The organism is Mycobacterium sp., assembly GCF_965229265.1.
Lineage (GTDB): Bacteria > Actinomycetota > Actinomycetes > Mycobacteriales > Mycobacteriaceae > Mycobacterium.
The window spans coordinates 1,076,502-1,096,670 of record NZ_CBDDIY010000013.1; the positions used below are offsets into that span (position 1 = coordinate 1,076,502).

23 protein-coding genes are annotated in these 20,169 nt (G+C 68.4%); 17 read left to right on the forward strand and 6 right to left on the reverse strand.

What is annotated here, in order from left to right; translation table 11 throughout:
* The first annotated feature begins 34 nt into the window (after nucleotides 1-34).
* Nucleotides 35-910 (forward strand): oxygenase MpaB family protein, encoded by an 876-nt coding sequence (locus tag ADBZ9K_RS27085; RefSeq protein ID WP_526625399.1) that lies wholly within the window; start codon nucleotides 35-37, stop codon nucleotides 908-910.
* Complete coding sequence (locus ADBZ9K_RS27090) at nucleotides 903-1,490, forward strand: TetR/AcrR family transcriptional regulator (protein ID WP_526625400.1); 588 nt, start codon at nucleotides 903-905, stop codon at nucleotides 1,488-1,490. The genes ADBZ9K_RS27085 and ADBZ9K_RS27090 overlap by 8 nt, the downstream gene beginning before the upstream one ends.
* 58 nt (nucleotides 1,491-1,548) lie before the next feature.
* Here ADBZ9K_RS27090 and ADBZ9K_RS27095 read toward each other — a convergent pair whose 3' ends face one another.
* Nucleotides 1,549-1,785 carry a hypothetical protein gene (locus tag ADBZ9K_RS27095; protein WP_526625402.1) on the reverse strand — a complete coding sequence of 79 codons (237 nt, stop codon included), beginning with the start codon at nucleotides 1,783-1,785 and terminating at the stop codon, nucleotides 1,549-1,551.
* 220 nt (nucleotides 1,786-2,005) lie between these two features.
* On the opposite strand from ADBZ9K_RS27095, the gene ADBZ9K_RS27100 reads away from it, so the two are divergent.
* Together ADBZ9K_RS27100 and ADBZ9K_RS27105 are read left to right on the forward strand one after the other, a co-directional pair.
* Nucleotides 2,006-3,019, forward strand: coding sequence for a phosphotransferase enzyme family protein (locus tag ADBZ9K_RS27100; RefSeq protein WP_526625657.1), 1,014 nt, complete (start codon nucleotides 2,006-2,008; stop codon nucleotides 3,017-3,019).
* Between the two features lie 50 nt (nucleotides 3,020-3,069).
* A complete protein-coding gene (locus tag ADBZ9K_RS27105) occupies nucleotides 3,070-4,380 on the forward strand; it encodes a class-III pyridoxal-phosphate-dependent aminotransferase (protein WP_526625658.1) in 1,311 nt (436 codons plus the stop codon).
* A 15-nt stretch (nucleotides 4,381-4,395) separates the two neighbouring features.
* On the opposite strand, the gene ADBZ9K_RS27110 is transcribed toward ADBZ9K_RS27105, so the two are convergent.
* Genes ADBZ9K_RS27110 through ADBZ9K_RS27120 form a run of 3 tightly spaced genes read right to left on the reverse strand, consistent with a single transcriptional unit; the run spans nucleotide 4,396 to nucleotide 7,198 of the window.
* Nucleotides 4,396-4,944 carry a NifU family protein gene (locus ADBZ9K_RS27110; protein WP_526625403.1) on the reverse strand — a complete coding sequence of 183 codons (549 nt, stop codon included), beginning with the start codon at nucleotides 4,942-4,944 and terminating at the stop codon, nucleotides 4,396-4,398.
* Nucleotides 4,941-6,896, reverse strand: a complete 1,956-nt coding sequence (gene feoB / locus ADBZ9K_RS27115; protein ID WP_526625405.1) for a ferrous iron transporter B — start codon at nucleotides 6,894-6,896, stop codon at nucleotides 4,941-4,943. The genes ADBZ9K_RS27110 and feoB overlap by 4 nt, the downstream gene beginning before the upstream one ends.
* The gene (locus tag ADBZ9K_RS27120; protein ID WP_526625406.1) at nucleotides 6,893-7,198 is read right to left on the reverse strand and encodes a FeoA family protein; all 306 of its coding nucleotides are present in this window, start codon (nucleotides 7,196-7,198) and stop codon (nucleotides 6,893-6,895) included. Before ADBZ9K_RS27120 ends, feoB begins: the two co-directional genes overlap by 4 nt.
* 50 nt (nucleotides 7,199-7,248) lie before the next feature.
* Here ADBZ9K_RS27120 and ADBZ9K_RS27125 point away from each other — a divergent pair, with 50 nt between their 5' ends.
* From ADBZ9K_RS27125 to ADBZ9K_RS27170, 10 genes are all read left to right on the forward strand, one after another.
* Nucleotides 7,249-7,566, forward strand: a complete 318-nt coding sequence (locus tag ADBZ9K_RS27125) for a hypothetical protein (protein ID WP_526625407.1) — start codon at nucleotides 7,249-7,251, stop codon at nucleotides 7,564-7,566.
* Between the two features lie 137 nt (nucleotides 7,567-7,703).
* On the forward strand, nucleotides 7,704-8,504 hold the full coding sequence (locus ADBZ9K_RS27130; RefSeq protein WP_526625408.1) for an alpha/beta hydrolase: 801 nt from the start codon (nucleotides 7,704-7,706) through the stop codon (nucleotides 8,502-8,504).
* Nucleotides 8,501-9,088 (forward strand): TetR/AcrR family transcriptional regulator, encoded by a 588-nt coding sequence (locus tag ADBZ9K_RS27135; protein WP_526625409.1) that lies wholly within the window; start codon nucleotides 8,501-8,503, stop codon nucleotides 9,086-9,088. The genes ADBZ9K_RS27130 and ADBZ9K_RS27135 overlap by 4 nt, the downstream gene beginning before the upstream one ends.
* 68 nt (nucleotides 9,089-9,156) lie before the next feature.
* Nucleotides 9,157-10,473, forward strand: a complete 1,317-nt coding sequence (gene hemL, locus ADBZ9K_RS27140; protein ID WP_526625411.1) for a glutamate-1-semialdehyde 2,1-aminomutase — start codon at nucleotides 9,157-9,159, stop codon at nucleotides 10,471-10,473.
* A gap of 32 nt (nucleotides 10,474-10,505) precedes the next feature.
* Complete coding sequence (locus ADBZ9K_RS27145; protein ID WP_526625659.1) at nucleotides 10,506-11,087, forward strand: histidine phosphatase family protein; 582 nt, start codon at nucleotides 10,506-10,508, stop codon at nucleotides 11,085-11,087.
* Entirely contained in the window at nucleotides 11,084-11,686 is a 603-nt protein-coding gene (locus ADBZ9K_RS27150; protein ID WP_526625413.1) for a TlpA disulfide reductase family protein, read from the forward strand. Before ADBZ9K_RS27145 ends, ADBZ9K_RS27150 begins: the two co-directional genes overlap by 4 nt.
* On the forward strand, nucleotides 11,683-12,453 hold the full coding sequence (locus ADBZ9K_RS27155; protein WP_526625415.1) for a cytochrome c biogenesis CcdA family protein: 771 nt from the start codon (nucleotides 11,683-11,685) through the stop codon (nucleotides 12,451-12,453). Before ADBZ9K_RS27150 ends, ADBZ9K_RS27155 begins: the two co-directional genes overlap by 4 nt.
* Before the next feature lie 113 nt (nucleotides 12,454-12,566).
* A complete protein-coding gene (resB, locus tag ADBZ9K_RS27160; protein ID WP_526625661.1) occupies nucleotides 12,567-14,090 on the forward strand; it encodes a cytochrome c biogenesis protein ResB in 1,524 nt (507 codons plus the stop codon).
* Nucleotides 14,091-14,095: 5 nt separating this feature from the next.
* Entirely contained in the window at nucleotides 14,096-15,073 is a 978-nt protein-coding gene (gene ccsB / locus ADBZ9K_RS27165) for a c-type cytochrome biogenesis protein CcsB (protein WP_526625417.1), read from the forward strand.
* A gap of 77 nt (nucleotides 15,074-15,150) precedes the next feature.
* Nucleotides 15,151-16,329, forward strand: coding sequence for a MinD/ParA family ATP-binding protein (locus ADBZ9K_RS27170; RefSeq protein ID WP_526625419.1), 1,179 nt, complete (start codon nucleotides 15,151-15,153; stop codon nucleotides 16,327-16,329).
* Here ADBZ9K_RS27170 and ADBZ9K_RS27175 read toward each other — a convergent pair.
* Entirely contained in the window at nucleotides 16,326-16,487 is a 162-nt protein-coding gene (locus ADBZ9K_RS27175) for a hypothetical protein (protein ID WP_526625420.1), read from the reverse strand. The genes ADBZ9K_RS27170 and ADBZ9K_RS27175 overlap by 4 nt on opposite strands.
* Before the next feature lie 92 nt (nucleotides 16,488-16,579).
* On the opposite strand from ADBZ9K_RS27175, the gene ADBZ9K_RS27180 reads away from it, so the two are divergent.
* Nucleotides 16,580-16,858, forward strand: a complete 279-nt coding sequence (locus ADBZ9K_RS27180) for a DUF4229 domain-containing protein (protein ID WP_526625662.1) — start codon at nucleotides 16,580-16,582, stop codon at nucleotides 16,856-16,858.
* Here ADBZ9K_RS27180 and ADBZ9K_RS27185 read toward each other — a convergent pair.
* On the reverse strand, nucleotides 16,855-17,724 hold the full coding sequence (locus tag ADBZ9K_RS27185) for a 1,4-dihydroxy-2-naphthoate polyprenyltransferase (protein ID WP_526625421.1): 870 nt from the start codon (nucleotides 17,722-17,724) through the stop codon (nucleotides 16,855-16,857). The genes ADBZ9K_RS27180 and ADBZ9K_RS27185 overlap by 4 nt on opposite strands.
* Before the next feature lie 590 nt (nucleotides 17,725-18,314).
* Here ADBZ9K_RS27185 and ADBZ9K_RS27190 point away from each other — a divergent pair.
* Nucleotides 18,315-19,523 (forward strand): hypothetical protein, encoded by a 1,209-nt coding sequence (locus ADBZ9K_RS27190; protein WP_526625423.1) that lies wholly within the window; start codon nucleotides 18,315-18,317, stop codon nucleotides 19,521-19,523.
* A 98-nt stretch (nucleotides 19,524-19,621) separates the two neighbouring features.
* Nucleotides 19,622-20,149 carry a MarR family winged helix-turn-helix transcriptional regulator gene (locus tag ADBZ9K_RS27195; protein WP_526625424.1) on the forward strand — a complete coding sequence of 176 codons (528 nt, stop codon included), beginning with the start codon at nucleotides 19,622-19,624 and terminating at the stop codon, nucleotides 20,147-20,149.
* Nucleotides 20,150-20,169 lie beyond the last annotated feature (20 nt).

Below are 20,169 nucleotides of genomic sequence, written 5' to 3' on the forward strand. Positions count from 1 at the left end.
GGTACACAGTGCAGAATCTGTAACACTGTTGCACATGACGGACCTCGCCGAATCCTCCTCCGCCACCGACGCCCTGCCGCTGGGCCCGCAGTCCCTGGTGTGGCGCTACTTCGGGGACAATCGGATGTTCCTGATCGGACCCCGCCCCGCGGTGCTGCAGAACATGCTGGCCGAGCTGGGCCAGGGGGTGTTCGACCACTCGGTGTGGTTTGCCGACACCGCCGCGCGGATTAAGCGCTCACTGCCGCCGATCTTCATGACCGTCTACGGCAGCGACGACGACAACGCCGGCCCGCGGGTGCGCGATTTCCACGTCAACATCAAGGGCGACATGCCCAGCGAGTACGGGCCGGGGAGTCGCTACCACGCACTGGATCCCGACACGTACTACTGGGCGCACGCCACCTTCTTCGACCAGGCGCTCTACTTCGCCGACACCTTCGTCAAGCGCCTCACCCGCGCCGAGAAGGAGCAGATGTATCTGGAGTCCAAGACCTGGTATCGCCGCTACGGAGTCAGTGATCGCCCGATGCCCGCCGACTACGCCGAGTTCGAGCGGTATTGGGAGCGCATGATCAACGACGTGCTCGTCGCGCACCCCACCGCCAAGTACGGCGTCGGCTACGTCACCAAGGGATTCCCCAGGCCCAAGGCGGTTCACCCGCTGGTGTGGCGGCTGGTGTCGCCGGTGTTCAACCCGGTGGCGGCGTTCCTGACTACGGGTGGCATGCCGCCACGCACCCGCGAGGTGCTTGGCTTGCCGTGGAGCGAGCGCAAGGAACGCAACTATCAGCGCTTCGCCGCGTTGTGGCGCTCGCGCCCGGTGAACTGGCTGTGGGACCACCTGCCGATGACGGTGCGCTACAACGGTTACGCCAGAGCCGGTTTCGCGCGGGCAGGGCATGTCTGACCTGTCGGCCGAAGCGATCCTCGACGCCGCGCTCGTCGAGTTCGACCGGCACGGTATCCGACGGGTCGCGCTCGACGACGTTGCGCGCCGCGCCGGCGTGAGCCGCACGACCATCTACCGCCGCTTCGCCAACAAGGACGACCTGGTCTCCGCCGTGGTCGATCGGGAGAACGCGCGGTTATTCGCCGACATCGCCGAGGATCTCAAAGCCGCGCGCCCGCAGTCGAATTACTACGTCGAGGCGTTCACCCAGGCGATACTGCGCGGCCGCAAACACCGGGTGCTGAATCGGATGGTGCTCGACGAGCCGGCGCTGACGCTGGAGTTGGCGCGCAAACACTACGGTGCCGCGGTGCAGCGCATCGAGGCCGCGTTGCAGGTGATCTTCCCGCCCGGTTTCGCCGAGCGGATCGGGCCGCAGGCCGTCCATGCACTGGCCGACACCATCTGGCGCTACGCGATGATGGTGTTACTGCTGCCCAGCGCCGAACCTCTCGAAACTGCCGACGATATACGGGCTTTCGCTACCAGGCACTTCCTGCCCAGCCTGCCCGAGGCGCTGCGCACGGTCGCGGTCTAGTCCTGCCCACACAGACGCAACCGCCCGGACTGACCAGTCCGGGCGGTTGCTCGTGGATTTAGGGGGCGTAGCAGCGCTCGTCGCCATTGTTGTTGATCCAGCAGTTGGGGCTGATGAATTGGGCGCCGGGGCCCGGGATGTTGACGACGCAGGTGCCGTTCTCGAGGTGGTAGCCCAGGCCGCAGCCGTCAGCTGCGCTTGCCGTGGGGGCGAAGCTCAAGCCGAGGGCGAGTGCGCCGGCCGCGATGGCGCCGGCGAAGAATCCGGCGGCGCGCTTGGTGGTGGTTGCAGTCATGATGTCCTCCGAGTTGTGGGGCCTGCTCTCGGTGAGCCAGGCACGAGAGGAATCTTGCGCGGCCGCGAAGTGGGTGTCTGTCCCCCAAACGGACAGCCGGGGGAGGAAATTTCATGTCCCCCGATCGGTGGAGTCGTGCTGCGATGCCCGGGTGCGATTGAGGCGGGTGACGCGGGCTGGACTTCGGCGTCGTCGACCTCGACGATAGGTAATCGTGACGATGGGCACTGACCCCAAGGAGCGGACGGGCGAAGCCGGCGTCGGGTGGCACCAAATCCCGGTGGCGGTAACCGCGTTTGGGCTGCGTGTCAGGCAGGTGCGGCCCCTCGGTGGGGAATTCGATCAGACCTTCACCGCCACCACCGATCGCGGCCGACAAATCGTGGTCAAGGTCTACCGAGCCGAGGACATCGACAGCGTCCGGTGGCAGCATCGGCTGCTGGACCGCCTCGCGGACGCGGTGCCCGTTCCCGGCGTCCTTCGGACTCGTTCCGGCCAGGACGTGGGTGAGCTCGGCGACGGCCGTTACCTCGGCGTCTATTCCTGGATCGAGGGCAGGCTGCTGGCCGAACTGGACGCCCATCCGCCTGCGTTGCTGGCCGACTGGGGGGCGACCGCGGCCAGGATTGTCGTCGGTCTGACCGGCATGCACACGATCGGAACACCGCCCCCGACTCACCTGTGGGACCTGCTCGCAGCGCCACGCGCCCTCACGGCCGCACTGCCGAGTCTCGTCGAGTCGGCGCATCAACAGATCTGCGAGGACGCCCTGGCCGTTTTTCACGACGTGATTGCGCCCACTGTCGAAGAACTTCCCAAAGGCGTTGTGCACCAAGACCTCAATGACTTCAATGTGCTTGCCGATGCGGCAGGCACGCGCATCGCCGGAGTCATCGACTTCGCCGACGCCCTCTACACCGCCAGGGTGTGCGAGCCCGCCATTGCCGGTGCGTACGCGATGCTGCGAAAGGACGACCCGATCGCGGCGCTGGTGGATGTAACCGCCGGATTCAACCGGGTGTTGCCCCTCACCGATGCCGAACTCTCCCTGATCTATCCCTTGGCGGTGGTCCGTCTCGCTGTCAACGCCGCCACCTGGACAGCTCGGCGTGACGGTTCGACCCGGACGTACGGCCACGCGCGCTCCCAACACACCTGGCAGGCCCTGGCTCACCTGCACCGCATTCCGCGCGACTGCGCCGAGGCGCGGATCCGCAGCATCGTCGCGACGTGAAAGGGACCGAACCCGCAATGAGCACACAGCCACGGATCGTCGCGCCCACCATGGTGAATGGATTCGATCCGGCTCGGATGTCGGACCTCGATCCGAAGACCCGAGACGCGGTCGAGCGCCGTAGCCGGGTCCTCGGTCCGGTGTATCGACTGTTCTATGACGATCCAGTGGAGGTTGTCCGCGGCAACGGCACCTACCTCTACGACTCGCAGGACAACGAGTATCTCGATGCCTACAACAACGTCCCCTGCATCGGTCACTCCCACCCGGCAGTGGCCGAAGCGGTCACACGGCAACTGCACACGGTCAACACCAACACCCGTTATCTGCAGCCCAGCGTCACCGAGTACGCCGAAGACCTGCTGTCCACGTTCCCGGCGGCACTATCCAACATCGTCTTCACCTGTTCGGGGTCCGAGGCCAACGACCTTGCGCTGCGGGTCGCCAAGTACGTCACCGGACGACGCGGAATCATCGTGACCGCCAACGCATATCATGGTGTCACCGAGACGGTCGCCGCGATCTCACCATCGCTGGGTGTGCATTCACCACTGGACGTCCACGTGCGCACCATCGATCCACGGTGTACCGCAGACGGTGCGCCCGGTGAGTCTCTGCGGACCCAGATCCGCCACGCGGTGGAGGATCTCCATCGTCACGGCATCGGACTGGCGGCGTTCATCGCCGACAGCATCTTCTCCTCCGACGGCGTGCTCAGCGACCCGGCGGGATTTCTGGCGCCGGTCCTCGACGAGGTGCATCGCGCGGGCGGTCTGTATATCGCCGACGAGGTCCAACCGGGGTTCGGGCGCACCGGAGCAGCATGGTGGGGTTTCCAACGTCACGGGATCGAGCCGGACATCGTCACTATCGGCAAACCGATGGGCAACGGAATGCCGATCGCTGCCGCCGTCTTCAGGCCCGATCTGCTCACCGAGTTTGGCCGTAACATCCGGTATTTCAACACCTTCGGCGGCAATACGGTATGCATCGCCGCGGCCCAGGCCGTGCTGAACACCATCCGTGCCGAGGGACTGATCGATCGGGCCGCCCGCGTCGGCGCTCACCTGAAGAGCACCGTTGAGGTCGCGGCGGGTGACGTCGGCATCGTCGGTGACGTACGCGGCTGCGGTCTGTTCCTCGGTGTCGACATCGTCGACCCGCGCGATGGAACCCCCGACGCTGCAGGCGCTGCTGTCATCGTCAACGAACTGCGCCGCCGACGCGTGCTCATCTCGGCATCCGGTCCCGCCGGTAACGTCCTCAAGATCCGCCCGCCGCTGGCTTTTGACGCCCCGGATGCCGACAGACTCCTGACGGAGTTCACCGCCGTACTGGCCGCGGCGGCCGCCGAGCGGTAACTCGGCGCACAGGCGTTACGGGCCGGGCACCGGGCCCAGCTGAAGGGTCAGTTGCCCGCCGCGCGAGTCCAATTCGACGAGGTCGGGGCAGCGGCGCCGCAATTCGGTCACCAGCCGCTGTCCCAGGGTCTGCTCGGCGGCCGGGCAATGCTCACAGGCCCCGCCGAGTTGCACGGCCACGACGTCACCGGCCCGCTGCACACGTAGCGAGCCGCCGTGTGACCGCACGAACTCACCGACCGATCCCTCCAACACGTCGGCGATGACCCGTTCCAGGACCTCACCAGGCGCCGGCTCGACCACCCAGCCGGCGGGGGAGCGCAGCGCCTCGCGCAGTGCGGCCTGGATCGGCTGGCCTTGAGTGCGCCACGACAGACCCTCGCGTAGCCACAGCAGCACCGCGGTGTCGTCGACCAGCCCACCGGTGAGGATTCCGTCGTCGAACATCCGGCCCAGCTCGCCAGGGGCGGTGACCACCCGGCCCACCGGCACACCGGCCGTCCGCACCACCCAGCGCACCGCCTGCGGCTCGCCGGTCACCCGCTCGGCGTGCAGGGCGATCACACCAGGGCCGCCGCGACGGTCCTGGCCAGGAACGCCAGCACCCACGCCAGCACGAACATGTACGCCCACGCGATCGCGGGCCACTTCCACGAGCCGGTCTCGCGGCGCAGAACGCCGACCGTCGACATGCACTGCAGCGCGAACATGAAGAACACCAGAAGCGCGGCGATGGTTGGTGCGTCGAAGAGCAGCCGGCCCGCCGACGGCCCGCTCTGCACCCGCATCGACCGCAGCGAATCCGCGGGGTTCTCGGGATCCTGCGCGGCGGCCACCTGACCGAGCGTGGCGACGAAGGTCTCCCGCGCCGCCAGCGAGGACAGCACGCCGATGTTGATCCGCCAGTCGAAGCCCAGCGGGGTGAACACCGGCTCCAGCGCCCGGCCGACCGACGCTCCGTAGGAGTGGTCAAGAACGTAGGACGACGCGGCCGCATCGTCGGCGGTGTCGACCCCGGCGGCGGCCAGCTCGGCGTCGTGGCGCAGCGGCAGGTTGAGCAGCACCCACAGCGCGATCGTGGTGACCAGGATGATCGAGGAGACCTTGCGCAGGAACGCCGAGGCGGCCGTCCACACCTCGGCGGCCACCGTCTTGAGCCGGGGCACCTGATAGGGCGGCATCTCCATGTAGAACGGCAGCGCCGCGGCGCCGCGCGAGGTGAACCGCTTGAACACCGCGGCCACCGCCATCGCCGAGAGCGCACCCATCAGATACAGCGCGAACATCACCACACCGCGGGCGCTGAACGGCCCCACCCGCGCGTCGGCGCCCAGCAGCATGCTGACCAGCAGAATGTAGACCGGCAGCCGTGCCGAGCAGGTCATCAGCGGGGCACCCATCATGGTGGCCAGCCGATCCTTGGCCGACGGCAGCGACCGGGTCGCCATGATCCCCGGGATGGCGCATGCCACCGAGGACAGCAGCGCCACGAACGCCCGGCCTTCCAGGCCGGCGCGGGCCATCACCCGGTCCATCAGGAACGCCGCCCGCGCCAGGTAGCCGGTGCCTTCCAGCAGCGCGATCAGGATGAACAGCAGCACGATCTGGGGCACGAACACCAGCACACTGCCGACACCGCCGATGATCGCCTGCGACAGGAACGCCGACAGCCAGGAGATGTGCACGTGCTGGGCGACCAGTTCACCCAGCCAGCCGAAGAACTGCCCGACGTAGTCCTGCAGCGGCGCGGCGACGGTGAAGATCGTCTGGAAGAACAGGAACATCGTCAGCAGGAAGACCGCCGTTCCGGCCACCGGATGCAGCAGCACGGCGTCGATGCGGCTGGTGCGCCGGTCCACCTCGGGCACGGTGTAGCCGGCCGCGGCCAGCACGGAGTCGATCCAGGCGGTGACCTCGGCTGTCTCGGTCGGCGGCGGCACGACCGGGGCGGGCCACGACCGGTGGTCGGCCATGAGTTCCCGCAGCGCCACCAGGCCGTCACGGTGTCCGGCCACCACCGGGACGACGGGAACACCCAGTGCCCGGCTCAGCGCGGTGATGTCGAGCCGCCCATTGCGGCGCGCCAGGTCGTCGGTGAAGGTCAGCACCACGCAGGCCGGCAATCCGGTCTGCAGCAGCTGGGCCAGCAGCCCCAGCGAGCGGCGCAGGGTGGTCGCGTTGAGCAGCACCAGCAGCGCGTCCGGTACGTCGACGCGGGTGTTGTGGTGGTCGGTGTCCAGGACGTCGACGACGATCTGCTCGTCCGGGCTGATCGGGTCCAGGCTGTAGGTGCCGGGAAGGTCTTCGACGACGACGGTGTCGTGCTCGCCGAGCCGCATCCTTCCCTCGAACCGGGAGACCGTCACGCCCGGATAGTTGCCGGTCTTCGCGTGCAGGCCGGTCATGGCGTTGAACAGGGTGGTCTTGCCCGAGTTCGGGCTACCGACGACGGCGAAGCGGGTCAGTCCGACGTTGGCTTCGGCGGTTCCTCCGCCGTGGTGGTGATGGCCGCTCAACTGATCCGTTCCACCTGGATGCAGCGGGACTGGACCGCGCGCAGGGCCAGCTCACAGTCGCCGATGCGGTAGACGACGGGATCGCGCAGCGGCGCGCGGCGCACCATGGTGACCTCGATACCCGGGACGATGCCGAGGTCGAAGAAGCGTCGGGCGGTGCTGGCGGCCACCTCGTCGCCGTAGCCGACGACCGTGGCCCGTTGGCCCCGTTCCAGGTCGGCCAGCGTCACCGCGGTCGAGGCGTCCGGACCCGCGCCGGACGCCAGGCGGCGTCGGCTCATCCGGTCGGACACAGAGGACACGCGTAGAGAATATGCGCACCCGTCAGCGCCGTTCCTGGCGGTGACGGGCTGTGGCCGTGCCCGAGGAGGACGACATCGTCCAACTCGTGGTCGCCGCGGCCCCGCACGACCCCGAGGCGACGAAATCACTGGGCCAGGCCATGGTCCGGCACCGCTCCGCACTGCACGAGATCGCCCAGAAGATGCGACACCTGGGCGCCTTCTCCCCGTCGCTGTCCGACGACGACTTCGCCGACATCACCCTGTATCACTACGGCCCGCAGAGCGGGTTCCACGTCACGGTCACGGTTTTGGGGTGGCCCGAAGACCGCGCACGCGAGTTCCTCGCCGCCCAGTTCGCCCACGCGCTGTCGGCGACGCAGGTCTGAGCCGGCCCGGGGCCGCCTGTGAGCACGCCCACGTCGGCTCGGGAATTTCTCGTCCCCGTGGATGTGTTCAGACGATTGCACACTTATGTAACGTTGTTCTATAAGGAACAGCGAAGCCGTAACAGGAGGACCACCTCATGACCAACGTCGTCTTCATCCACGGCCTGTGGGTCGCCAGTTCCGCCTGGCAGCCGTGGATCGACCACTTCGCCGCCCAGGGCTATCAGGCCATCGCACCGGCGTGGCCGGGCGAACAGGCCACCGTGGCCGCCACCCGCGAGAAGGCCTCTGATCAAGCGGGATTCGGCATCGATGAGCTGACCGACCACTTCGCGAAGATCCTCGACCAGTTCGACACCCCGCCGGTGGTGATCGGCCACTCGTTCGGCGGGTTGATCGCCCAGAAACTGCTCGGACAGAACAAAGCCGCCGCGGCGATCGCCATCGACCCCGCCCCGATCAAGGGCGTCAAACCGCTCCCGATCGCGCAGTTGCGTTCGGCCTTCCCGGTCTTGGGCAACCCGTTGAACCGTGGCCGCGCCAAGGGGCTGACCCAGGCTCAGTGGCGCTATGGATTCGGTAATGCTCTGACGACCGAGGAATCGGACGCGCTGTGGCAGCAGTGGTCCATCCCGTCGCCGGGCAGGCCCCTGTTCCAGGCTGCGACCGCGAACTTCGCCCCGAACTCCCCGGCCAAGGTCGACACCACCAACAGCGGGCGCGGACCGCTGCTGATCACCGGGGGCTCGGCTGACCACACCGTTCCCCTGGTCAGCGCCAGGGCAGCCCACGGGCTGTACCGCAAATCCAGCGCGGTCACCGACTTCCACGAGTTCGAGGGACGCGGCCACTCGCTCACCATCGACCACGGCTGGCGCGACGTTGCCGACACCGCCCTGTCGTGGCTGGCGGTCCAAGGTGTCGCCGGCCGGGCATGAGCGCTGCACCTCGTCGTCGCCGCACCGCCAGCGAACAGGTCTCGGCCGTGGTATTGCACGCGGCCGAGACCGTGCTGGACCGCGACGGAACGGCCGGCGTCACGATCCGGGCCGTCGCCCATGAAGCGGCGGTCGCGCCCATGAGCGTCTACAACAGGTTTGCCAACAAGGAGGCCCTGCTCACCGCGCTGGCGATGCGGGCCCTCGACGAACTCGACGTGGCCATCGAAACGCCCGTCGACGTCGATCCGGTCGAGCGGTTGCGCCAGGCCTGCCGCAACTACCGCACGTACGCGCTGGCCCACCCCGCCCGGTACGGGCTGATCTTCTCGATCGGAAGCCCACTGGAGGACCAGGCGTCGCCCGCTGCGGCGCGCGGCCGCCCCGTCTTCGCCGTCCTGGTGGATCTGATCCGGGCGTTCGCCACCGGTCCGGCGGCCGAGAGTCCGACCGAATCCGGCCAGGCCGTCTGGAGCGCCGTGCACGGCGCCATCACCATTGAGATCGCCGGAATCGGGCAGACACCCGACCCGGCCGCCAGTTACGAGCATCTGCTCGACCTGTTGGTAGCCGGTCTGGCCTGAGGGGCCTGGTCCCTCGGCTGCTACACCCTGTAGTTGACCACCCCGCCGCGGCTGGGACACTGGTGGCCATGAGCAGTACGGACCAGGCCGCATCGACCGCCGCCTCGGCCAGGTTGTTCGCCGAAGCCTGCGCGGTGATCCCCGGCGGGGTGAACTCGCCGGTGCGGGCCTTCAACTCGGTCGGCGGCACGCCGCGCTACATCACCTCGGCCAAGGGCTACTGGTTGACCGACGCCGACGGCAACCGCTTCATCGACCTGGTGTGCTCGTGGGGCCCGATGATCCTGGGCCACGCCCACCCGGCCGTCGTCGAGGCGGTGCAGCGGGCCGCCGCCAACGGGTTGTCGTTCGGTGCACCCACCCCGGGTGAGACGGAGCTGGCCGCCGAGATCGTGGCCCGGGTGACACCAGTCCAGCGGGTGCGGCTGGTGAACTCGGGCACCGAGGCCACCATGAGCGCGGTGCGGCTGGCGCGCGGTTTCACCGGCCGGTCCAAAGTCATCAAGTTCTCCGGCTGCTACCACGGTCACGTCGATGCCCTGTTGGCCGACGCCGGGTCCGGGGTCGCCACCCTGGGGCTGCCGTCCTCTCCCGGTGTCACCGGTGCCACCGCAGCCGACACGATCGTGTTGCCCTACAACGACGTCGCCGCGGTCGAAGAGTCCTTCGCCGCCTTCGGTGACAGCATCGCCGCGGTGATCACCGAGGCGTGCCCGGGCAACATGGGGGCGGTACCGCCGCTGCCGGGTTACAACTCCGCGCTGCGCCGGATCACCGCCGAACACGGCGCGTTGCTGATCGTCGACGAGGTGATGACTGGCTTCCGGATGAGCCGAAGCGGTTGGTATGGACTCGATCCCGTGGATGCCGACCTCTTCACCTTCGGCAAGGTGATGAGCGGTGGCCTGCCCGCCGCGGCGTTCGGCGGCCGCACCGATGTGATGGAACGGCTGGCGCCGCTCGGGCCGGTGTACCAGGCTGGCACGTTGTCGGGTAACCCGGTGGCGGTGGCGGCCGGACTGGCGACCCTGCGCCACGCCGACGACGCGGTGTACGCCGCGCTGGATGCCAACGCCACCCGCCTGGCCGGCCTGCTCACCGCTGCGCTGACCGAAGCCGGGCTGGTCCACCAGGTTGCGCGCGCAGGCAACTTCCTGTCGGTGTTCTTCACCGACTCGCCGGTGACCGACTTCGCCTCGGCGCGGGCCAGCGAAACCTGGCGGTTCCCGGCGTTCTTCCACGCCCTTCTCGACGCAGGTGTCTACGCGCCGCCGAGTGCATTCGAAACCTGGTTCGTCTCAGCCGCTCTCGACGACGCCGCCTTCGACCGGATCGCGACCGCACTACCGGCGGCTGCCCGTGCCGCGGCGGAGGCCAAGCAGTGAGTACCGAACCCACCCGGACGGTCGTCCACGTGATGCGCCACGGCGAGGTGCACAACCCGGAGGGCGTCCTCTACGGCCGCCTGCCCGACTATCACCTGTCCGACCGGGGCCGCGCCCAGGCACGGGCGGTGGCGAGCTGGCTGGCCGCCCGCGACATCGTCTACGTCGTGGCATCTCCACTGGACCGGGCGCAGGAGACGGCGGCCCCGATCGCCGCCGAGCACGGGCTGGCGGTCGACACCGACGCAGAACTCATCGAGTCGCACAACGTCTTCGAAGGGCAGCGGGTCTCGCCGGGCGACGGTGCGCTGCGCGACCCGCGCAACTGGTGGCATCTGCGAAATCCGCGCTCCCCGTCGTGGGGTGAGCCCTACCGCGAGGTCGCGGCCCGGATGCAGGGCGCACTGCAACGGGCCCGGGTCAAGGCCACCGGCCACGAGGCGGTGTGCGTCAGCCATCAGCTGCCGGTTGAGACGCTGCGTCGGTCGATGACCGATCAGCCGCTGCACCACTTCCCCACCAGGCGCCTGTGCAACCTCGCGTCGCTGACATCGTTCTACTTCGACGGGGACGAGTACGTCGGATGGGGATACGCGGAGCTCGGCGGGCGGTGAAGCGCCTGGCGGTCCTCCTGGTGGCGGCGGCGGTGTTGGCCGGCTGCTCCACCGGTGACGACGCCGTCGCGCAGGGCGGCACGTTCGAGTTCGTCGCCCCCGGCGGCAAGACGGACATTTTCTACGACCCGCCGGCCAGCCGCGGAACCCCGGGACCGCTGTCCGGTCCGGAGTTGATGGACCCGTCGAAGACGGTGTCGCTGAAGGACTTCGAGGGCAAGGTCGTGGTGATCAACGTGTGGGGCCAGTGGTGCGGGCCGTGCCGCTCGGAGATCACCCAGCTGGAGAAGGTATACAACGAGACCCGCGACTCCGGCGTGGCGTTCCTGGGCATCGACGTCCGCGACAACGACATCACCGCACCACAGGACTTCGTCGTCGACCGTAAGGTGACGTTCCCGTCGATCTACGACCCGGCGATGCGCACCATGATTGCGTTCGGCGGCAAGTACCCCACCACCGTGATCCCGTCGACGGTCGTACTCGACCGTGACCACCGGGTGGCCGTGGTGTTCCTGCGCGAGCTACTGGCCGAGGATTTGTTGCCGGTCGTGCAGCGGCTGGCCGCCGAGCCTGTGTCGAAACCGGCTGCACCATGACCGGTTTCGCGCAGACCGCCGCCGCGGGGCCGCTGTTGCTGGCCCTGGGGGTGTGCGTGCTGGCCGGGTTGGTGTCATTCGCCTCGCCGTGCGTGGTGCCACTGGTGCCGGGCTATCTGTCGTATCTGGCTGCGGTGGTCGGAGTCGACGACCTCGACGGGCATGTCGCGCTGAAGACCCAGCGACTGCGGGTCGCCGGTGCGGCACTGCTGTTCGTGGCCGGGTTCACCGCGGTGTTCGTCCTCGGCACCGTGGCGGTGCTGGGCATGACGACCGCGCTGATCACCAATCAGCTTCTGCTGCAACGGGTCGGGGGAGTGCTGACCATCGTCATGGGCCTGGCCTTCATCGGGTTCATTCCGGCGCTGCAGCGCCAGGCCCGGATCACCCCCAAGCAGCTGGCGGGGTTGGCGGGCGCGCCCCTGCTGGGTGCGGTCTTCGCGCTGGGGTGGACGCCGTGTCTGGGGCCGACGCTGACCGGTGTGATCACCGTCGCCTCGGCCACCGACGGTGCCAGCGTCGCCCGCGGGGTGGCTCTGGTGATCGCCTATTGCCTGGGCCTGGGCATCCCGTTCGTGCTGTTGGCCCTCGGTTCCGGATGGGCGGTCAACGGGTTCGGCTGGCTGCGCCGCCACACCAGGACCATCCAGATCGTCGGCGGGGTGCTGCTGATCCTGGTGGGTCTGGCCCTGGTGACCGGGGTATGGAACGACTTCATCTCCTGGGTGCGCGACGCGTTCGTCTCCGACGTCAGACTGCCGATCTGATGACCACCACGTCACCGCCAGCAGACGCAGAATCGCCCAAGAAGGGCGGTCCTGGTGCGATTCTGCGTCTGCTCGCGCGCCAGCCCCGCAACCTCTGGCGCGCGCTGACCTCGATGGGCACCGCGCTGGTGCTGCTGTTCCTGCTGGCGCTGGGTGCAGTGCCCGGTGCGCTGCTGCCGCAGCGCAGCCTCAATGAGTCCAAGGTCCAGCAGTACATCGCCGAACACTCCCTCATCGGGCCGTGGCTGGACCGACTTCAGCTCTTCGACGTGTTCTCCAGCTTCTGGTTCACCGCCATCTACGCGTTGCTGTTCATCTCGCTGGTGGGCTGCCTGACCCCGCGGATGCTCGAGCACGTCCGCAGCCTGCGCGCCGTCCCGGTGCCGGCGCCGCGCAACCTGTCCCGGCTCCCCAAGTTCGCCGAAGGCGAAGCGCCAGGCACCGCGGACTCGGCCGCGGCCACCGTGTCGGCACGGCTGCGCGGCTGGCGCCGCGTCACCCGCACCACCGACGACGGCGTCGAGATTGCGGCCGAGAAGGGCTACCTGCGGGAGTTCGGCAACATCGTTTTCCACTTCTCGCTGCTGGGGCTGCTGGTCGCGATCGCGGTCGGCAAGTTGTTCGGCTATGAGGGCAATGTCATTGTCGTCGCCAACGGCGGGCCGGGATTCTGCTCGGCGTCCCCGGCCGCGTTCGACTCGTTCCGGGCCGGCAACAACGTCGACGGCACCTCGCTGTACCCGATGTGCATCAAGGTCAACGACTTCCAGGCCCGCTACCTGCCCAGCGGACAGGCCATCTCGTTCGCGTCGAATATCGACTACCAGGCCGGCGATGACCTGGCCACCGGCACCTGGCAGCCGTACCGCCTCGAGGTGAACCATCCGCTGCGGATCGGCGGCGACCGGGTCTACCTGCAGGGCCACGGCTACGCCCCGACCTTCACCGTCACCTTCCCAGGCGGGCAGCAGCGCACCCAGACCTTGCAGTGGCGCCCCGACGACCCGCGCACACTGCTGTCCTCCGGGGTGATCCGGGTCGATCCGCCGGGCGGCATGTACCCGGACGCCACCGAGCGGCGCAAACACCAGCTGGCCATCATGGGCCTGTTCGCGCCGACCGCGGAACTCGACGGGACGCTGCTGTCCTCGAGCTATCCCGCGCTCAACGACCCGGCGGTGGCCATCGACATCTATCGCGGCGACACCGGCCTGGATACCGGACGCCCGCAGTCGCTGTTCACCCTCGACCCGCGCCTGATCGAGCAGAAGCGGCTAACCAAGGTGAAGCGAATCAACCTGCGCCAGGGCGAACAGGTGCGTCTCGACGACGGCACCGTGGTGAAGTTCGACGGTGCGACGCCGTTCGTCAATCTGCAGGTGTCGCACGATCCGGGCCAGCTGTGGGTGCTGGCGTTCGCGATGACGATGATGGGTGGGCTGCTGGTGTCGCTGATCGTGCGCCGGCGCCGGGTGTGGGCCAGGATTACACCCGGCCTGCAGACCGGTACGGTGAACATCGAGCTCGGGGGCCTGGCACGCACCGACAACTCCGGTTGGGGCAGCGAGTTCGAGAAGCTCACCGAGCGGTTGTTGACGGATCTGCCCGCCACGGCGCCGTCGAAAGAGAAGGTCTGACGCGCATGAATACCGAACACATCGACATCGGCCTGGCCCGGTACTCGGACTGGGCGTTCACCTCGTCGGTCGTGGTTCTGGTCGGGGCGCTGCTGCTGCTGGCCGTCGAGCTGGCCTACAGCCGCGGACGCAAGGTCGAGGCCCGCGAGCTGGTCTCGGCCGGCACGGTCGGCGCGGACAGTGACCGGCCCGGCGTTGTCGTCGAGGCGCCGGCCCGTTCGGTCGACGAGCGCATCGGCACGGCCGGGCTGTCGCTGGTCTATGTCGGCATCGCCCTGCTGTTCGCCTGCATCGTGCTGCGTGGGCTGGCCACCGCGCGGGTGCCGTGGGGCAACATGTACGAGTTCATCAACCTGACCAGCTTCTGTGGCCTGGTGGCCGCCGCGGTGGTGCTGCGCAAGCCGCAGTACCGGGCGCTGTGGGTGTTCGTGCTGGTTCCGGTGCTGATCCTGCTGACGGTGTCGGGCCGCTGGCTCTACACCAACGCCGCACCGGTGATGCCGGCCCTGCAGTCCTACTGGCTGCCCATCCACGTCTCGGTGGTCAGCTTGGGCTCGGGGGTGTTCCTGGTCGGCGGGGTGGCCAGCATCCTGTTCCTGCTGAAGATGTCGCGCTTCGGCGACCCCGACGCGCAGGGAACGCTCGCGCGGATCGTGCAGCGCCTGCCCGACGCCCAGACGCTGGACCGGATCGCCTACCGCACCACGATCTTCGCGTTCCCGATCTTCGGCTTCGGCGTCATCTTCGGCGCTATCTGGGCCGAGGAGGCGTGGGGTCGGTACTGGGGCTGGGACCCCAAGGAGACGGTGTCGTTCATCGCATGGGTGGTCTACGCCGCCTACCTGCACGCCCGCTCGACCGCGGGTTGGCGCGACAAGAAGGCGGCCTGGATCAACGTCGTCGGTTTCGTCGCGATGGTGTTCAACCTGTTCTTCATCAACCTGGTGACCGTCGGCTTGCACTCCTACGCCGGGGTGGGCTGACCGCAACCCTGCGCTGGGGTTTTCAGTACGCCACGACCATCACTCGACCCGAAACGATATGTCAGGGGGAAGTGCCCGTGTCCGATCCTCATACGCCCCGTCGGGGCCACGAATTGACCGATGCGACAACGGTGTTCCGCGCTGAGCAGCGATTCCACGATCCGGCGACAGTCGAGCCGGAGGCAGACTGGCTGGCCAGCACGCCGCCGCTCGGCATCCCGATTCCGATGGACCCGCCGCCCGCCTCGGCTCCGTTGTACAACCAGTACCTCACCGAGCATCCGTCCCCGTCGTACCGGCCCGAGATTCCGCCTTCGCCGTATCCGGATCTGGCGACCAACGCGCTGCTGCGCCAAGCCAAGCGGGCACCGTCGGCCGGCTGGCGCAAGTGGCTGTATGTGTTGTCGGGCAAGCTCATCAACGTGGGCGAGGGCCCGCGTGCCATCCAGCACAACAACCTCGTCGCACAGGTGAACCGTCCCCTGCAGGGCTGCTACAAGATCGCGCTGCTGTCGCTGAAGGGCGGCGTCGGGAAGACCACGATCACTGCCGGCCTGGGCGGCACCTTCGCCTCGATCCGCGGTGACCGCGTGGTGGCGGTGGACGCCAACCCCGACCGCGGCACGTTGAGTCAGAAGGTGCCGCTGCAGACCCCGGCCACCGTGCGGCATCTGCTGCGCGACGCCGACGGCATCGAGCGCTACAGCGATGTGCGCGGCTACACCTCACAGGGCCCCAGCCGGCTGGAAGTGCTGGCCTCGGAGAGCGATCCGGCGGTGTCGGAGGCGTTCAGCGCGCAGGATTATTCGCGGGCCGTGGATGTGCTGGAGCGGTTCTACAGCCTGGTCCTCACCGACTGCGGCACCGGTCTGATGCACTCGGCGATGGCGGCGGTGCTGGCCAAGGCCGACACGTTGATCGTCGTCAGCTCGGGTTCGGTGGACGGTGCCCGCAGCGCGTCGGCGACGCTGGACTGGCTCGACGCCCACGGCCACCAGGATCTGGTGCGGCAGTCGGTGTGTGTGATCAATGCGGTGCGGCCGCGCTCGGGCAAGGTCGATCTGCAAAAAGTCGTCGATCACTTCTCGCGGCGGTGCCGTGCGGTGCGGGTGGTGCCGTTCGACCCGCATCTGGAGGAGGGCGCGGAGATCGATCTGGACCGGCTGAACCCGAAGACGCGGGAGGCCCTGATCGAGCTGGCCGCCGTGGTGGCCGACGGATTCCCCGCGGCCGACGTCAACGAGCGGTTCGGCTAGCGCGGGTTGTTGTCGCCATGGCTGAGACGCCAGAGGAAATCCGGATCGTCGTCGGGGCCGATGACCCGGGTCTTCGTGCGGGTCGCCTGGGTGCGAACCGCACGCCAGCCGACGTAGACGACCGCGGCGATGATCAGGGCGAGCAGCAGGTAGAGCACGTAAACCTCCTTGGTCCGAATATACGCGCGTCGGTAGGCTCGGCGCCGTGTCGGACAATTCGGACAGCAAGCCCGTTGGCTCCAGCGGCCGCATGGTGCGCGACGTCGTCGTGTACACCGTTGCGCGGCTCGCCTTGGTGGTCGCTCTCACCGCTGCGATCTATTACATCGCCCGGCTGATCGGTATCGGCGAGTTCCCGCTTGTGGTGGCTCTGCTGTTCGCGATCGTGATCGCGCTGCCGCTGGGCATCTGGGTGCTGGCGCCGCTGCGCAAGCGGGCCACCGCGAGCATCGCGCTCGTCGACGAGCGTCGCAGGCACGACCGTGAGCAGTTGCGGGCACGGCTGCGGGGGGACAACCCCCGCAATTAGCCCAGCGTCAGCGCCAGGGCCACCGCGACCGACCACACCAGCATGGTCAAGCCAGTGTCGCGCAGCACCGGAATGAGCTCGCGGCCGCCAAGACCGCGACGCACGGGTCCGGCGGCCCGCAGCGCCAGCGGCGTGGCCACCAGTCCGAGCGCACACCAGGGCGTGGCGAACATCAGCGTCAGCGTCAGCACACCGGACAGCATGAGCAGGCCCTGATAGAACACCCGGGTCCGGCTGTCGCCGAGGCGAACCGCCAGCGTCGTCTTGCCCGCGACCCGGTCGGTCGGGATGTCGCGCAGATTGTTGGCCACCAGCACCGCCGAGGACAGCGCCCCGGTCGCCACGGCCAGCGTCAGGCCCACCCAGTCCACCCGCAGTGCCTGGGTGTACTGGGTGCCGAGCACGGCAACGAGCCCGAAGAACACGAACACCGCGATCTCACCGAACCCGGCGTAGCCGTACGGGCGGGAACCGCCGGTATACAGCCACGCCCCGGCGATGCACACCGCGCCGACCGCGATCAGCCAGGGCGCACTGGCGATGGCCAGCGCCAGGCCGGCGAGCGCGCCGATGCCCAGGCTGATCACCGCGGCGGTCAGCACCGCCCGTGGTGAGGCCAGCTTGGAGCCCACCAGACGCAGCGGACCGGCGCGCTCGTCGTCGGTGCCGCGGATGCCGTCGGAGTAGTCGTTGGCGAAGTTGACGCCGATGATCAGGGCGACTGCCACCGCCAGCGCCAGCAGGGCCTTCCACCACACGGCCGCGTGCAACCACGCCGCGGCTCCCGTGCCCGCGATCACCGGGGCTAGCGCGTTGGGCAGGGTTCTCGGCCTGGCACCTTCTAGCCACTGCACGACGCTCGCCATGTCCGCAATCGTCGCACGAGCGGCGCCGGCCGAGGGGAGCCCCGCTGCCGCCGGCCCGCCGATGTTTGCTGGACTGTCAAACCGACCGAATGCCTGTAATAGCTGACCGACGCCGCGTCTGAGCCTTCGCTGGGGTTGGCGATTTGTGCGATCCTCCGGCGATAAGCCCATCAAACAAACGTGTCGCGGCTTTGCCGCATCACAAACCTGGGAGGTTGCTGTTGTCCAGTTAGCGAAGTCCGCCCGCGGCCGCGCGGTGGCATGGCTCCGTAGCTGGCCAGCAAACAGGTTCGTGCTCCCGCAATGCGGGTAAGCGCGTATTCGCCCCGGGATGGGCACCCGGGCAGGCCAGTCGGGCGCGCGTCCGCGTCGGCGCGATGATCGTTGCGGTCTTAAATAATTCACGCGTCAGTCGACTTTGCTGGAGATTGCTGACGGGCCGTTCACCTGCGGTTCAGCGCCGGGTTGGGCTTGCGAGCGAAAACGCCGAACTGACTGACCGGTAAGTTCCTCGGGCAATGCGGCTCGTTCTCAGGTTCCCCTTAGGTACGTTTTGCCACGTCCTCACAAGTCCCCCGACGGGAGTAATCATGCGCATTGCTGTGCGATCGTCTATCGCATCCGGGGTGGCACTGGTGGGAGCCGGCGCCATCGCGTTGGCTCCGATACAACCGGTCGCTTCACCGCTCGCGAACCTGCACCTGCCCGCCGCCTTCTCCGGCACCGGTGTCTCGCTCACCGCCTCCTTCGACCCCGTCACCCCGTGGGTCGACCTGGTCACCGCCACGGTGAGCAATGTGTCGGCCATCGGTGAAGACTGGCTTGCCGACCCGCTGCCGGCGCTGCGCCAGCTGGGCAAGAACTGGTTCGGCTACGCCCAGACCACCACCACGGCGCTCGGCGGTGTCGCCTCGGCCACCTGGGAATACCTGACCACGACCCTGCCCGACGCGCTCACCACCGCATTCCAGCAGATTGCCGACGGCAACCTCTCCGGTGCCGCCGGCACCATCAACAACGCGCTGGGCGCAGCGGTGATCTCGATCGGTCTTCCGTTGTTCCCGGTTCTCGATATCCCCGGCAAGATCGCCGACAACTTGGCGGCCGTCGTCAAGGCAGTGACTGGACTGCAGACCGTCTTTCCCGCCCTTATCGGAGTCCTCGGGCCGATAGAGGGCACCGTCCAGGCGGTCGGTGACAGCGCGCAAGCCGTCCTCAACGCGGTCTCGGCCGGCGACGTCCTCAGCGCGCTCAACGCCGCGGTCAACACCCTGCCGACCGTCATCGGAGCCGTCGTCAACGGGTACGAGGCCACCGACGGCGCCAAGTATCCGGGGCTGCTCTCGCCGCCGGACGAGTTCGACAGCAACGCCGGTATCGCCTACACCCTGCTGGTGACCATCCCGAAGGCCATCGCCACCGCGCTGGGAGCGACGCCACCGGTCACCGCCCTGAAGCAGGTCGCGCCGAGCGCTGAGGCCGTGGTGACCGAGGAGGCAAGCGCCCCGGCGAAGGCTTCCGGTACGGCGCAGTCGAAGCTGGAGGCCGCCCCCGCCGACTCCGTCGCAGCAGTTGATTCCGGCAGCGACGCAACCGAATCCGCGTCGAGCGGTTCGACCGCGGTGAAGGACGGCAACAAGTTCGAGCCCGCTGCGGTGGGCGGTTCCGGCTTGACCGGCGCCAGTGGCGCGGCGGGGTCGAAGTCGGCTGCGTCTGAGGCCGGCAGCGCCAAGGACACCACCGGTGGCGGCACCGGCACGGGTCGCAGCGCCCGGCACGCCGCCGGCTCGGACAAGTAGTCCCCACCCACTGGTTGTGACGATGTCAGTGGCAGCCCCCGCCCGCGTGGCGGGGGCTTGCCGCTGCTGACATTCCCCGAAGGGCAGGCGAAGGATCTGTGTCGACACGGCGGCCAGATGACGTCGGCCGCACAACGGCTCAGGAGCGCCGCCGCGAACTCGGATTCGACGAGGTCGAGACGGGCGCCTGGATGCAGTTCGAGGCCGTCGCAGTGATGTTGCACGACGTCGTCAATCGAGGCCTGGTCCGGCACCACCGGCTGACGCTGGCCGACGTGCACCTGCTGGCCTACCTGAAGGGCCACGGGCCGAGCCCGATGGGCGCCATCGCCGAGACGCTGATGGTGACGCCGGGCGCCCTGACCCAGCAAGCCCAGCGCCTGGAACGGCGTCGCCTGGTGCAGCGCAGGTCCAGCAAGGACGATGGGCGCCGGGTGATGGCGATGCTGACCCTGGACGGTGCCCGATCGTTGGCCGCGGCGCTGGAGACCTATTCCAAGCTGGTCCGGGCGCACTTCCTCAACGAGCTGAGCAGGCCCCAGATGATCGCCCTGGGGGACAGTTGCCGCCGCATCACCGCCAAGCTCAAGCTCGCCGATCCGGCCCTCGACGCGCAACGCCCCTAGCGTCCGGGAGTTCGCGGCGC

What these genes read in the sequence shown, in the direction of transcription:
- ADBZ9K_RS27085 (WP_526625399.1), top strand. Translation starts at nt 35, where the DNA reads ATGACGGACCTCGCCGAATCCTCCTCCGCCACCGACGCCCTGCCGCTG.
- ADBZ9K_RS27090 (WP_526625400.1), top strand. Translation starts at nt 903, where the DNA reads ATGTCTGACCTGTCGGCCGAAGCGATCCTCGACGCCGCGCTCGTCGAG.
- ADBZ9K_RS27095 (WP_526625402.1), bottom strand. Translation starts at nt 1,785, where the DNA reads ATGACTGCAACCACCACCAAGCGCGCCGCCGGATTCTTCGCCGGCGCC.
- ADBZ9K_RS27100 (WP_526625657.1), top strand. Translation starts at nt 2,006, where the DNA reads ATGGGCACTGACCCCAAGGAGCGGACGGGCGAAGCCGGCGTCGGGTGG.
- ADBZ9K_RS27105 (WP_526625658.1), top strand. Translation starts at nt 3,070, where the DNA reads ATGGTGAATGGATTCGATCCGGCTCGGATGTCGGACCTCGATCCGAAG.
- ADBZ9K_RS27130 (WP_526625408.1), top strand. Translation starts at nt 7,704, where the DNA reads ATGACCAACGTCGTCTTCATCCACGGCCTGTGGGTCGCCAGTTCCGCC.
- ADBZ9K_RS27135 (WP_526625409.1), top strand. Translation starts at nt 8,501, where the DNA reads ATGAGCGCTGCACCTCGTCGTCGCCGCACCGCCAGCGAACAGGTCTCG.
- hemL (WP_526625411.1), top strand. Translation starts at nt 9,157, where the DNA reads ATGAGCAGTACGGACCAGGCCGCATCGACCGCCGCCTCGGCCAGGTTG.
- ADBZ9K_RS27145 (WP_526625659.1), top strand. Translation starts at nt 10,506, where the DNA reads ATGCGCCACGGCGAGGTGCACAACCCGGAGGGCGTCCTCTACGGCCGC.
- ADBZ9K_RS27155 (WP_526625415.1), top strand. Translation starts at nt 11,683, where the DNA reads ATGACCGGTTTCGCGCAGACCGCCGCCGCGGGGCCGCTGTTGCTGGCC.
- resB (WP_526625661.1), top strand. Translation starts at nt 12,567, where the DNA reads ATGGGCACCGCGCTGGTGCTGCTGTTCCTGCTGGCGCTGGGTGCAGTG.
- ccsB (WP_526625417.1), top strand. Translation starts at nt 14,096, where the DNA reads ATGAATACCGAACACATCGACATCGGCCTGGCCCGGTACTCGGACTGG.
- ADBZ9K_RS27180 (WP_526625662.1), top strand. Translation starts at nt 16,580, where the DNA reads ATGGTGCGCGACGTCGTCGTGTACACCGTTGCGCGGCTCGCCTTGGTG.
- ADBZ9K_RS27185 (WP_526625421.1), bottom strand. Translation starts at nt 17,724, where the DNA reads ATGGCGAGCGTCGTGCAGTGGCTAGAAGGTGCCAGGCCGAGAACCCTG.
- ADBZ9K_RS27190 (WP_526625423.1), top strand. Translation starts at nt 18,315, where the DNA reads ATGCGCATTGCTGTGCGATCGTCTATCGCATCCGGGGTGGCACTGGTG.